Source organism: Undibacterium sp. TC9W, assembly GCF_049339865.1.
In the GTDB taxonomy this organism is placed as follows: domain Bacteria; phylum Pseudomonadota; class Gammaproteobacteria; order Burkholderiales; family Burkholderiaceae_D; genus Undibacterium.
Genome location: NZ_JBMPPJ010000006.1, coordinates 17,545 through 30,315, shown reverse-complemented (window position 1 = coordinate 30,315; position 12,771 = coordinate 17,545). Strand labels below are relative to the sequence as shown.

Here is a 12,771-nt window from a genome sequence, read left to right as displayed (position 1 = left end):
AAGAAATTCTTCTGTTTAAACGAATATGCGGTGAACCATGTTGCCCAATTTTTATATCTGTACCAGTTGCAATGAAAAACTCTTCTTGCCGTTTCGCGAGGCTTATTACTACCTTGGCTCAAGCCCCATTGGGCAATTGATCAGGAATGAAGACTTGTTCGCGATACCAGTCCGCCCAGCCTGGTGCAAGACTTGTTCGAACCTGTGTATAGCCGAAGATATTGCCAGCTTGCGAGATTTTGAAAATGCCTGTGGTGCTGTGCGTAGTGGTAAGCCAGTGGAATACCCGCTGGAAACAGAGCATATGGATCAGGACATGGCAATCAGCAAAATCCAGAGTTATCTGCGCTGGAGAATGTCGCGCCGTCATAAACCAAGGGCGCTGTGCTGTGGTGGCCATGATTTTCTGTACACCGACGTGGAGCAACCACTGTTCAAGCACGCAGGCTGTGATTTTGGCAGCATGGAACCCCAGTATTGGCTCCCGGGTTCACATAACTGGCAAGGCCCCGGTATATCCAGCCCTGCCGATATCCGCATATATGATGCTGAGGGTGAACTGTTAGGCCAACTGACCTGGCACAAGCGTGAAGAAAACAAATGGGATACTGAGAAACTGAGCTATCCGCGCGCTGTCGAGGAGTAAGTTTCATGTGCCATACATTCAAACCCTGATCACAGTAATTCCGAAAAAAAGGACGCAATATATTGCGTCCTGTGCTTACATCTTGCACGGCTGGACATCCACTGCAAAATTTTCACACCATGCGGCGCATTCCAATGCGCCCTGCATCACGGTATGGTTTGCAAATGATATCTGTGCCAAGGCAAAGAGCACCCTGACTGACCTATAAATCCAGTTTCTGCATCAGGCGTTTCATATCGATTGCATAAAATTTCGGTATCTTGAACTTGCCTTTGCACGGCACGAACAGCGTTTCACCACTTTGCAAACCCAGGCTGACTTTACCTTGTGAGGTACAGGCTAGTATCATTTCATCAGCGACCAAGGTTGAAGAAAATAAGTTCTTGCCTTCCATTTTCTGGATACGCATACCTTCTTTAAAGACACTACAGCCCTTGATTTCACCTACGAGGAAGACATCTTTGTCAGTATAAAAACTGGCGCTGCCATTGCAGTCTTCTTCCATCAGAGATGCAAATGCCATGCGCTGGATATTGGCGTATTGCGCGGGCGGTGGCGGGGCCGTTTTTGCCAGCTTCGTACTGGCAAAAAAATCAGACCAGGCGATCGACATTGCCTGCTCACCCATGAGCTTGGGTAGCCATTGCGGTGTGCAATCTTTCTTTTTCCCGCATTCCAGCGCCTGCTCAAAGCTGGCAACTTTGCCAGTTTCAAATCCGTGGTAATAATTGTTTATTTGCTGCAATGGGCTGGCATCGTTCTGCCTTACTGCCAGGCCCATGACATGTAAAGCCAGGCCGCATTCATAAGGTACAGAACCGCTGCTTGCCAGGTCTTTGGGTAATGTTTTCCAGCTATATCCAGCTGCCCTATAGATGCAATTTGAAATGGCGGTACTGAGTTCTGTTGCTGCATCATCAGGGTTAGACCATTTGGTCTGCAAGCTTGCTGTCCAGCGTAGATATTCTGCGCCACCTTCACCAATAAAGGCCGCACGCTGCTCGCTATCTTTGGCGGCGGGTGCTTGAAAGCGATGAGCAAATTCATGCCAGACAAATTTTCTTAGCCGCGCGTCACTATCAGACGTGGGATGCTCTGGCCAGTTATACAGCGCCAAGCGCAGAACATCACCGGCATCGCCCCAGAAATTGGGCGTGCCACCGTCTTTTTCCATGGTTGCTGCCAATATGGGCTTGCGAAAAGCAACGTCCGGTAATGCACGATGATAAAAATCTACCGCCTGATCGGCCATGTTCTGCAACAACTGAATATTGTCTGCACCCAGCGCTGGATTGAAATAACTGATGGTTCCAGATTTTGATGCAATCTGTTTTTGCAATAACAGCACGGCCATGTAGTTGCCACCATCCACATCGTAAGAGGCATTCTCCTGAAAGAGCTGGCCCTTGTAAGCAATACTGCCGGGTGCTGAAAACTTGTAGCCTACACTGCCGCACTTGTCGCTGAGTGCATAACTGGTAGTATGGACATACATGCCCTCGCCCATAGGAAAAGAGCCAGGTGCTACACGATCATAAAACTTGCTCGTCGCGGGCACATTAAAGCGTATGTTTGAACATGCCTTGTTGGTTTTGGTGATTGCCGTTCCATCGGCAGTACCACAATCATCAACGGCTTGCCATGCTGCGCGGATTTCTTTGCCAAATTTAGGCAAGGTTTCTTCATTCAAAAATGGAATGACATCACATGTCTTTGGCAACTGGTAAGAGACTTCCAGCATTTGTGGAGAAATCAGTTTAAGGTGGACGGTGACGTCAGCAGCATGGCTTTGTTGAGCCAACAAACATACGCTTATTGCAGCAGCGAATAAATGAAATTTCATGATCAAGATTTTTATTGGCCTGTTTTAAAAAACCGTAAGTAGGGTGCGCTGCGCGCACCGATTCAACCGCGATTAATCGAAAAAATATCGCAAATAATTTGAAAAAAACGGTGCACATGGTGCACCCTGCAATATGTTTGGCGTTAGGATGTTATCCCATAACACCGGCATTTCTCTTATTTTTTTGCCGCAACAGCTTCCTTGATCAAGGTCTCCAGCACCTTGATATTCACATCATTTAATTTCCGTATATACAGGCAGCCTTTGCCGGATTTGGTTTTACCGAGTTCAGACAGTAATTGCGCATGGTTGGGTGCGGCATTGAGGCCATACAGGCTGATGTCACCTTTGCGGGATGCAAAGCTAATGAGGCACATATCACCTTCACGGCCGCTTTCATAGACATAGTGGTAGTTACCAAAGCCAACGATGCTGCTGCCCCACATGACAGCGGGCTGTTTGCTGGCCCTGGACATGAGCTTGATCAATATTGCGCAGTCATTGCGGCGCGTCTCGTCCTCTATGGCGGCGAGATAATCATCTACGCTGGAGTCTGTTGCTTTGGTTTTGTTTTCAGCCATGACATTCCCTCTTTTAGAAAGTAAATCGGCAACGCAAGCATAATAACAGCGGCACTGCTTAGCGCCCACCAGGATGAAACATATCGTCGGTTTGCAGCAACTGAGCATGCTGCCAGGCGAGCCTCCCAGCTGTTGCGGCATACCTGCAATGGCATAGCGATCTCATTGCAAGTGACTTATAAATCCGTCTATACTCCCTGACACGTCCAATACTGAGAGGTAGCAGATTATGATTTCCCGTCGCCAATTTGCCTTATCCTTGTCCGCATTTGCCCTCTCACCTCTCAGTGCGCATGTGCATGCTGCGGTCAGGAAAACACCCACGCCCCTGCTGCCACCCTTGCCACCGCTGGCACGTGAAGAGGCGGTGACCGACAGCTTGTGGGGCAAGAGCATCGTTGATCCTTACCGCTGGATGGAACAAAAGCCGGACACTGCCGAGTTCACTAACTACCTCAAAGCACAAGGCGCTTTTGCAAGGCAAGTGCTGGACAAATTGCCAGGGCGGCGCGCCATAGAAGCATCTCTGCAACGATTCAGCGCAGCGACGACAACGCTGGCAATACGGCAGGTCACGAGTACCCAGCTGATTTTTGCTCGCCGCTCGCCAGACCAGCAGGTACTCAAGATTTATGCTACCCCACACGCGGGTGGCGCAGAACGCCTGTTGATTGATCCGGAAGCAGGTAACAAGAGTGGCCAGAGTGCTCAACCCTGGCGTGTGACCGAAGTGCTGATGTCTCCTGACAACAAGCATCTGGCTTACGCCATCGACAAGGGTGGTGACGAGATGCATGAGTTGCATGTGCTGACACTGGATAGTGGCAAGGACGTGCTGATCACCCGTTTGAATGGCATGCCAGCAAGCTGGCTGCCCGATTCCAGCGGCCTGTTTTATGCACGCCTGCGCGATGGTGCAGTCAAGGGCAAAGTCGATTTTTCCTTCGACACGGCAACATGGCTGCACAAAATGGATAAAGACCCGGCGCAAGACACCCTGGCCTTCCGCTGGTCAGATGGCCCGGCCATGGGCCAGACAGAACGTGAAATGCCGGTCGTGCATGTGAATACCGCCAGCGACTGGGTACTGGGTGCCATCTACAGCAATGGTGAATGGCCGGCCTATGGCATGGTCGCACGCCTGAATGACCTGCTGGCAAGCAAACCCAGCTGGGCAGAAGTGTTTCGCAAGGACGATATCGCAACCCACGCGCTGACCGTGGGTGACGATGTATATGTACTGGCCAAAGGCAAGTCTGAGCGCGGTGAAGTGTTTAAGGTCAACCTAAGCGAAGCAGGCAAGGGCAAGCGTGTCGTGGTGGTACCGCAAGGAGATTATGTCATCGACAGCCTGAGCCTGGCAAAAGATGGTTTATACATCCATGAGCTGCGCGGCCAGGTCGGTGCCTTGCGGCGTTACAGCTTTGCCACAGGCAAGGTGGAAGATGTGAAACTGCCTTTGACAGGCGCAGTGTGGAATATACAATGCCACCCTGCCATAGAAGGTGCATGGTTTGGCATGGACGACCTGACCTGGTCTGCACGCACTCTGCAAACAGGGGCTAACCTGGTCGCCAAAGACACAGGGCTGACACCCAAGGCAGCGTTTGACACATCCTCGTTCCTGACTACCCGTCAGGACATCAAGGCACGTGACGGCACGGCTGTGCCGGTAGAAATACTGCACAAGAACAATACCAAACTGAATGGCAAGAACCCTCTGCTGATTATTGCCTATGGTGCTTACGGCATCATACTTGACCCTGGTTTTCAGGGTTCCATGCTGGCTTTTCTGGATCAGGGTGGCGTGATCGTGTATGCGCATGTGCGCGGAGGCGGCGAGAAAGGCGAGACCTGGCACACTGCCGGGCAAAAAGCCAACAAGCCAAATACCTGGCGCGACGTGATTGATGTGGCAGAAGCGATGATCAAGGATGGCTGGACTGCACAAGGCAAGCTCGCTGTATGGGGTACCTCTGCCGGCGGCATCATGGTGGGCCGCGCCATCACTGAAAGGCCAGACCTGTTTGCCGTAGCCATCGGTGAAGTCGGGGTATTCAATACCCTGCGCTTTGAGCTGACATCGAATGGCCCTGGTAATGATGAAGAGTTTGGCACGGTCAAGAAAGAAGATGAATTCCGCGCCCTGCTGGAGATGGACGCCTATCACCATGTACAAGCTGAAACCAGCTACCCGGCAACGCTGCAGATGACCGGCGCCAATGACATGCGGGTAGAGCCCTGGCAAATCGCCAAGATGGCTGCCCGCATGCAAAAAAACTATAACCCCAAACGCCCGGTATTGATGCGGGTTGATTATGATTCAGGGCATTATTCCACGACCAAGAAAAGCGGTATTGCCAAACATCTGGATATGTTTTCTTTTATTCTTGCGTATACGCGGGTTTGATATTTCCAGAATTGAAATCCGGCCATCGCATGCATGGTGGCCGGTTTTTCCATACATTTTTTAAAGCGATTAATTTATTTTGAACGACGGTAATTCACACGCAAATTCAGACGCAAATTCAGACGCAAATTCAAACACTATCATCAAATTCTACTCAGTAGAAGATGAGTTTGGAGAGTTCTCCAACTTCGCACGCTATTCCATCTCCATCAAAGGCAAAACCTGGCCCACTTCTGAACATTATTTCCAGGCGCAAAAATTTGTAGATGCGGCATATCGCGAAAAAATACGCAAGGCCAATACACCAGCCATTGCGGCCCGCCTGGGACGAGCACGCACAGAAAAATTACGCCCGGATTGGGAGTCTGTCAAAGTGCAGGTCATGCGGGATGCGCTGATGGCGAAGTTCCAGCAGCATGCCGATTTAAAAGCCTTGCTGTTAAGTACAGGCGCTGCAAAACTGGTTGAAGACACCAGCGACGATGACTATTGGGGCTGTGGCAGTGATGGGCGTGGCAAGAATATGCTGGGCAGGATATTGATGGAGATACGTGCGACATTAACGCAATAATAAGCACAATAATAAGAAGGATAATAAAGATGGAGATTTATCGAAATTTGAGGCATTAATCTTTGGTGGGATAGTCTCAGATGTAGATAAAATTCCTAGTACTTTTGATGGACTCGATCAAGTTATTAATTTGCTGAAAGTAGGAAAAGATAAACCCTAGTATTCATCTCAAATCCAGCTGGACCGAATGTACTTAATTGGAACTCCATTATCAGAGTAATCACATAGAAACCAAAAATGTGTTGCCACTTATCAAGCGTCAACTAAAGTCAATGAATTGCAGATTACGAGGCGTGCTACAACGCAACATGCAGCAATAAGGCTGGCACGAACAGGCGCAAGCTTTATTGCTCCCTGGCCGGATTCCACACGACCTCCCACAGATGCCCGTCAGGGTCCTGGAAGTAGCCCGAGTAGCCACCCCAGAAAGTATCATGCGCAGGCTTGACGATCCTGGCCCCGGCTGAGTCAGCTTTTGCCATGACGGCATCCACCTCTGCTTTTGATGTCACATTGTGACCCAGCGTCATTTCTGTTGCGCTTGCGGTTTGCACTGCAATGCCAGTGTCCTCTGCAATACTCTTGCGTGGCCACAGGGCGAGGCGCAAACCCGCTTGTAGCTGAATGAATACCACGGCACCGTATTCAAATTCTTTACCGATGATACCTTCTGTCGCAAAGCCCAAACCATCGCGATAAAAATGCAAGGATGCTTCCAGGTCATCGACACCCAGGGTGATGACGGTGATTTGTGGTTTCATGGCAGACCTTTATTGGAAGGTTTGTCAGAAGCGGTTATTGTCAACATTTATTGTAAGCAGCGACTCATCAAGCAAATGCCATAAATTCTTCAGCAAAACACGATGGCAGTCTTGTGTTCCAGACTAAGGCGAGCTGCTTCAAACAGCGTGATCCACGTTTCCAGCTCACGGTAACAGGCACCTTCTTTTTCGGTTTGTTCTTGTATGCGTGCCACTTCGGCATCTGACAATTGCCCGTTGTCGAGCTGTATGCCCAGCGCCGGTGCAACCAGTATCAGCTCGTCCATCAGGCGGCAAGAGGAGCCGAGCATGCCGCCTGGCAAACCAGTCTCTTCACTGTCGAACAGAACTTCATCAAAATCGACAGGCACATAATAGCCTTCTGCATCTGAATGACAGATCAAATGGCTAGCAAGATAGTCATATTCCGCCTGCAATGCTTCGTCCTGGCCCGGGTCTTCATTGTCTGCCAGCGGCGTTGCAAACCATGCAGGGTCTGCCTTGCGGCGCGCATAAGCACGGCGCAGGTAATGCAGGAAGGAATAGGGAAAACCATCAAGCTGCGCACGGGATTGCAGTGCAGGCAAAGACCTGGGCTCTACGTGCGCAGGCAAACCGGCTTGTGCCAGCACGGTGTTAATTGCCGCAAAATCCTCCTGTGACCATTCAAGCTCTTCATCATCGCAATCTGCCAGAGTGCCTATGCTGATACCCAGTCCCATTACTTTCTCCTGTTAGCGCACCATACGGTGCAAAGTCGCATTGCCTTAAAATCGCAATGGTAGCTGCTCAACTGAGGAGATGCAACGTGAAAAAAAACCAGAAATGCATGGTGGCATATCTGGTTCTTTTTGAATGACACAGGACACAAGTGTCAATATCAAGGTTTGCTTACCGCCACAATCTTGACGGGATGCTGCATTCTCTCGGCATGAGCCTTCACATAGGTCTGCCATTTTTCATTGCTATTGTATGGGCTGGCCCTGTCCCAGGCTGCTCCTATGTAATAACGCAGTGGTTTACCGGATGAGACGGTAGCCAAGATCATGTCATTGAGCTTGTCTTCTGCATAGCCCTCTGCCGTTGGCAAGATAATGGCCGTGCCTATCGAACCGTTGCTGGCCTGATCTACCCATTGTGTGATGGATGGCGTAGCCTGGTTTTTGCTGAGCTTGATGACGGGATTCTGGCCCTTGTCTGTCGGCGTCTTGTTCAGGCCGAGGGCCACCTTCAGTTGTGCCGGGCCACTGAAAGTGAACGTGCTTTCCATCTGATCAAACAAATGTCCTGCATCAACGGTGAAGCGTTTGACTTCAGACACTTTGACACCCGCCGCATCCCAATTATCGTAATTGAGTTCAAACACGGTGCGTATGGGGCCGTTGGCGATGATTTTCCAGGTAGCGTAGTTGGCGCTGGTATAGAGGGTCTGGCCATCCCAGATGCCGGTGCCGCCGCAACCGCGTGAACGGCCGACATTGTACATGTCCATTCCCTCGCCTTCATCCTTGTGGTAATGGTCATGGCCCTTGTTATACCAGCGATCGACGATGGGGTAAGTCACGCGCTTGAACCAGATGTCGAGGCCGCTGCTGCGCAAGACTTCTTTGTTGCTGCCTGCAGGTGCGGGTGCTTCCAGTGCCGGGCCATAGGTGCGGTGGCCTATCTTGTCATTCTCCCAGGCGAAGTCGTCCAGGCGTTCTGGTATGTAGCGGGCAAAGGCCCTGGTTTCAAATACCGGTATCAGGGTATCGATTTTTTCTACGCTGAAGACGGCCTGTTTTTCACCGGGTGCAAAATCATATTGGAAAATCAGTTCGCCATAAGCGATGCCCTCTCCCTTGGGGTCTTTAGACAGGGGCGCAACATTGGTGACCTGGTGCGCCAGCACTTTGCCTTTGGCATCCTTGACGGCAATACGCTGTATCAGTGCGCCTGGCAAGGCCTTGTTGACTTCTGACCACGGCAGCGTAATGGTTTCAGACGGGCGTGCGGCCTGAAGATCATGGCTGACCTGGATAGTGAGCTTGTCGGCAGCGTTGGCCGCTCCCGCACCAAACAGGCTGAGCAATACAAACGGAAGTATCTGATAGCGCAGAGAGAGATGCAGAGTCTGTTTCATGGCGATGGATTTCATTGTTGGTGTCCTGTTGCTGTCCTGTTTGTGTCCATAAGGTGTAAGGCATCAATGGTGTTCGCGATAATCTGTCTTGCTGTTGCCAGCGGGCAGGTAGTGGTAAGTGCGCACCTTGTGCTGGATTTCAATCGCCGGATTTTTCAACAATTTGATCATTTCAGCACCAGCCAGCAGCATGGGGCCATAGCCATGCAGGGCATCAACACTGGTGGGGCGGTTGTAGTAATACACCTGGTCACTCGCAAAGGTGGTACCTACGCAAGTACCTTCGACCTGACCTTTGGCATTGATGCGCGGGTACAGGGCATTCCAGCCAGCCTGGGCAATGGAGCCATAAGTCGTGGGACTGATCCAGCCCTGGTTGATGGCATGGGCAAACACATACACATACATGGCGCTGGCCGAGGTCTCAAGGTAAGAGTCATTGCGGTCCAGCATCTGGTGCCACAGGCCCTGGCCAGACTGCAACTCAGCTACGCCATTCAGGGTGGCACGCAGTTGCGCCAGTACTTTAGGATAACCCGGATGATCCTTGGGCAGCACATCGAGCAGATCAGACATAGTCAGCACTGCCCAGCCATTAGCGCGCGCCCAGTAAAAACGCGGCGCGTCAGGGTTGTTCGCATTCCAGCCGTGGGTGTAAATATTCGCCTGCTTGTTGAACATATAGGCAGACATTTGCAGTACGTTTTTGACAGCATCATCAAAGTGGCTACGGTCTTTGGTGTAATGCCCTATTTCACCAAGCGGCATGACGCCCATATACATATCGTCGGCCCACAGGGAAGATGCTTGCGGGCGTTTTCTGGCGAGCGTACCGTCAGCCAGCCTGTACTGCTGTTTGGCGACGAAATTGCTGCACACCTTGATCATGTTACTGAGGTCAGGCCCGATATTGGCAAACCTGGCCCTGATCAGTGCCGCGCACATGGAGCCACTATCGTCGAGCGAGCGTGGGTCCAGGAAGCGGGCAAAGCTGTTGGCGCGCTCTAGGTGAAACTGTTTTTCCTGCGCATCAAAATAAGGCATGGTCTTGGCAAAAAACTGAAAATGGCGTTCTGTCATGGCGGTGAATTTTTTGTCACCAGTGACTTCTGCCGCCTTCATCAAACCTGCATGCACGACGCCCATTTCATAGACCAGGATGCCAAAGTCACCCTTGCTTGGCTCAAAAATCGCATCAGCAACCGGTGGCTTGCTAAGGTCAGTGATCTCGGCACCCGTATTCTTCTGGATCACGCGGGTAGGCGTGACTGATTCCATATAGGCGCGTATGCGGTGCAGGGCTTCGGTGATTTCTGCCACTTCCGGCTTTTGGTAAGGCACGGGATAAGTACCCTCTCCTGCATCCTTGAGGTCTTTATTGTCCCTGTTACGGTAGCCGCCGTCGGCATAGGCCGTGCCACACAAAAACAAGGATGCGATGACCGTGGTCAATAAGTTTTTAACAAGGGTAGAACTTGGTTTCATGTGCGCCCGCCTGGAAGATTTGTTGGTTTGTCTCGTCTGCGTTTTTATTGAATTCATTACCTGAAGCGATATTATTGCTCTTAATTGGTCAGACCATTCTAAATTGGTCTGTCCAATAATGCAATGTGGACTAGCCGCTTATTCTGTGATTATGCGATAATTCTTGCGCCTGCCTGCTGCAGGCAAGCAGCAATATTAATAAAAATACATGAAGGAGCAGCGCTTGAAGCCAGCCATCATCATCCTGTTTTCTTCTGTATGCATGGCAGCAAGCCTGCTCACGGCATGCGCAAAACCTGCCCAGCCAGCGCCTGCAGACAATGCCTATACAGCCGAGAACACCTATAAAAAGCTGGCGGGGACATATCCATATATCCACATCGCCAGCAAGCAGCCACCTGCAACTGTCAGGGTCTTGCGCAATATCAGCTATGTCATCAATCAGGGCCAAGCCCTGCAACTGGATGTGTTCATGCCAGCTAACAGCAGCAGTAGCAGCAGCGCAGCCTTGCCAGGCATAGTCCTGGTGCATGGCGGCGGCTGGCGCTCAGGCACACGCGACAACCTTGCTCCCATGGGGATACTCCTGGCAGAACGCGGCTACGTTGCTGCTACCATCAGCTACCGCTTGTCAGATGAGGCGCGCTACCCCGCCGCCATCCATGACGTGAAGGCAGCGATACGCTGGCTGCGCACGCATGCGGTTGAATACCAGCTAGACCCCAGGCACATTGCCGTGGCCGGTGGCTCGGCAGGCGGCCAGATCGCCGCCCTGACAGGTGGCACCAATGACATACCAGAGTTTGATCCACAGGCGCAGCACAGCGCGGTTTCCAGCGCGGTTTCCAGCGCGGTTTCCAGCGCGGTTTCCAGCGCGGTTTCCAGCGCGGTGCAAGCCATCATCAATATTGATGGCCTGTCTGACTTTACCTCAGAAGAAGCGCGCAAGTATGAAGACGACCCGCGCAAGCAGCCATCCGCGGCAGGTGCCTGGTTTGGCGGTACTTATGCAGAAAAGCCTGAACTATGGAAAGACGCGTCACCACTGACGCATGTCAGCAAAAATACCCCACCTATCCTGTTCATAGGCAGTGCACAAAAACGCTTCAGCCTGGGGCGGGATGAGATGGTGGAGAAATTGAATGCACTTGGCATCGCCAATAAGACCGTGCTGCTACCAGATACACCGCATAGCTTTTGGTTGTTTGATCCGTGGCTGGAAACGACGGTGGAGGCGATGACGGAGTTTTTGGGGAAGGTGTTTGGCAAGCCTTGAGCTGACAATTAAGAGCAAGTGCTATACATCAGTCCGTGCTACGGCATTGCCGGTGAAATATAAGTTTTCTGGCTTTGTGCCACGAATTTAAAAGCAATAACGATAATAGCCAGCAGAGCAAAAGGAATGACAAGAATAAAAAAGATGAAATTCAACGAATTAACATCTGATTCTATTGGCAAGACATAGCTAAAAATTTTCCCGATGGCATCCGTCATCGCAATAAAGCGCACGATCGATAGATAAATGCCGATCAAACTACCCCAGACTATGGTCGCAAGAGGCATTGCTTGCAAATGCTTTCTAAGTGACATGGCCAGCAGACTAAACCCCGCCATTGTTGTCAGGATCAGGAAGATGGGTGTGTTCAGCGTTGCGTGGCCAAATTTTTGCATGATGTCCAGAACAGATAATGCTAATCGCGCCTCTTCCGGGAACAATGTTGGCAACAATATGGCGATGACGGCCTCAGAAAATGCATTGCCAAGGACTGCGCATATACATGACAACAGCAGCAATTTCCAATAAGTGCGAATAATTTTCATACCTTGCTCAAATTACGATGGTGCTGATATTAGTGTGGCAGCCCGACCTTGCGCTTATGTCCGCAATGGATGACTGCACCTTGCTGCTGCACGATAAAACCACTTGATGAGTTCAGGTAAATTTGCACAAAACCATCTTCTCTATACATGTCCAGTTCAGTTTCCGCGCTATCGCAAATGATCTGGATATCATCTCCCGCCTCCAGCGTAAAATCGTGGGCCCACGGTTCTATGCAGACAACGAGATCATCCGGCCCATTATTTGTGACAGTGAATTTAAATGGCGTCATTTTATGAAAGTAGCTGCCAGGGAAATCTCTGACTTAAAGTGGAGTAATAATAAACCGCGATATTCCACAGCATGTATTGTGCATGATTTTGTATGACGTGCCATGCGCGCATGGATGGAGCGATTATATCTGTTAGTTCAAATTGATTCCCTGAGCGATCAGCCGAACCCCATCCCTCACCCAGCCTCTCCCTTGAAGGGAGAGGAGTTTACGGCAGTTTCATCTGTATGAAAATACCTGC

The 12,771-nt window shown here is 50.8% G+C and carries 12 protein-coding genes; 4 read left to right on the top strand and 8 right to left on the bottom strand.

The annotated features are described in order from the left end of the window. Positions 1 to 37: 37 nt before the first annotated feature. The gene (locus ACO0LN_RS09750) at positions 38 to 646 is read left to right on the top strand and encodes a hypothetical protein (protein ID WP_422973188.1); all 609 of its coding nucleotides are present in this window, start codon (positions 38 to 40) and stop codon (positions 644 to 646) included. A gap of 202 nt (positions 647 to 848) precedes the next feature. Here ACO0LN_RS09750 and ACO0LN_RS09745 read toward each other — a convergent pair whose 3' ends face one another. Both ACO0LN_RS09745 and ACO0LN_RS09740 read right to left on the bottom strand, forming a co-directional pair. Further along, positions 849 to 2,489, bottom strand: coding sequence for a hypothetical protein (locus ACO0LN_RS09745; RefSeq protein WP_422973186.1), 1,641 nt, complete (start codon positions 2,487 to 2,489; stop codon positions 849 to 851). A 176-nt stretch (positions 2,490 to 2,665) separates the two neighbouring features. After that, positions 2,666 to 3,070, bottom strand: coding sequence for a DUF1801 domain-containing protein (locus ACO0LN_RS09740; RefSeq protein ID WP_422973185.1), 405 nt, complete (start codon positions 3,068 to 3,070; stop codon positions 2,666 to 2,668). A gap of 229 nt (positions 3,071 to 3,299) precedes the next feature. Between ACO0LN_RS09740 and ACO0LN_RS09735 the strand changes: the two genes are divergently transcribed. Further along, on the top strand, positions 3,300 to 5,480 hold the full coding sequence (locus ACO0LN_RS09735; RefSeq protein WP_422973183.1) for a prolyl oligopeptidase family serine peptidase: 2,181 nt from the start codon (positions 3,300 to 3,302) through the stop codon (positions 5,478 to 5,480). 79 nt (positions 5,481 to 5,559) lie between these two features. Further along, on the top strand, positions 5,560 to 6,051 hold the full coding sequence (locus ACO0LN_RS09730) for an NADAR family protein (protein WP_422973181.1): 492 nt from the start codon (positions 5,560 to 5,562) through the stop codon (positions 6,049 to 6,051). 344 nt (positions 6,052 to 6,395) lie between these two features. Here the strand turns inward: ACO0LN_RS09730 and ACO0LN_RS09725 are convergent, their stop codons facing one another. The 4 genes from ACO0LN_RS09725 to ACO0LN_RS09710 form a co-directional block, all read right to left on the bottom strand. After that, complete coding sequence (locus ACO0LN_RS09725) at positions 6,396 to 6,812, bottom strand: VOC family protein (protein ID WP_422973179.1); 417 nt, start codon at positions 6,810 to 6,812, stop codon at positions 6,396 to 6,398. Positions 6,813 to 6,901: 89 nt separating this feature from the next. After that, complete coding sequence (locus ACO0LN_RS09720; RefSeq protein ID WP_422973178.1) at positions 6,902 to 7,534, bottom strand: hypothetical protein; 633 nt, start codon at positions 7,532 to 7,534, stop codon at positions 6,902 to 6,904. 158 nt (positions 7,535 to 7,692) lie between these two features. Continuing rightward, complete coding sequence (locus tag ACO0LN_RS09715; protein ID WP_422973176.1) at positions 7,693 to 8,949, bottom strand: DUF4861 family protein; 1,257 nt, start codon at positions 8,947 to 8,949, stop codon at positions 7,693 to 7,695. Positions 8,950 to 8,997: 48 nt separating this feature from the next. Beyond that, positions 8,998 to 10,419: a glycoside hydrolase family 88/105 protein gene (locus tag ACO0LN_RS09710; RefSeq protein ID WP_422973174.1), complete on the bottom strand. Its 1,422-nt coding sequence runs from the start codon at positions 10,417 to 10,419 to the stop codon at positions 8,998 to 9,000. A 223-nt stretch (positions 10,420 to 10,642) separates the two neighbouring features. Here ACO0LN_RS09710 and ACO0LN_RS09705 point away from each other — a divergent pair, with 223 nt between their 5' ends. Continuing rightward, positions 10,643 to 11,695: an alpha/beta fold hydrolase gene (locus tag ACO0LN_RS09705; protein ID WP_422973173.1), complete on the top strand. Its 1,053-nt coding sequence runs from the start codon at positions 10,643 to 10,645 to the stop codon at positions 11,693 to 11,695. A gap of 38 nt (positions 11,696 to 11,733) precedes the next feature. Here the strand turns inward: ACO0LN_RS09705 and ACO0LN_RS09700 are convergent, their stop codons facing one another. Continuing rightward, the gene (locus ACO0LN_RS09700; protein ID WP_422973172.1) at positions 11,734 to 12,240 is read right to left on the bottom strand and encodes a hypothetical protein; all 507 of its coding nucleotides are present in this window, start codon (positions 12,238 to 12,240) and stop codon (positions 11,734 to 11,736) included. Positions 12,241 to 12,269: 29 nt separating this feature from the next. Then, positions 12,270 to 12,530: a hypothetical protein gene (locus tag ACO0LN_RS09695; RefSeq protein WP_422973170.1), complete on the bottom strand. Its 261-nt coding sequence runs from the start codon at positions 12,528 to 12,530 to the stop codon at positions 12,270 to 12,272. Positions 12,531 to 12,771: the final 241 nt, after the last annotated feature.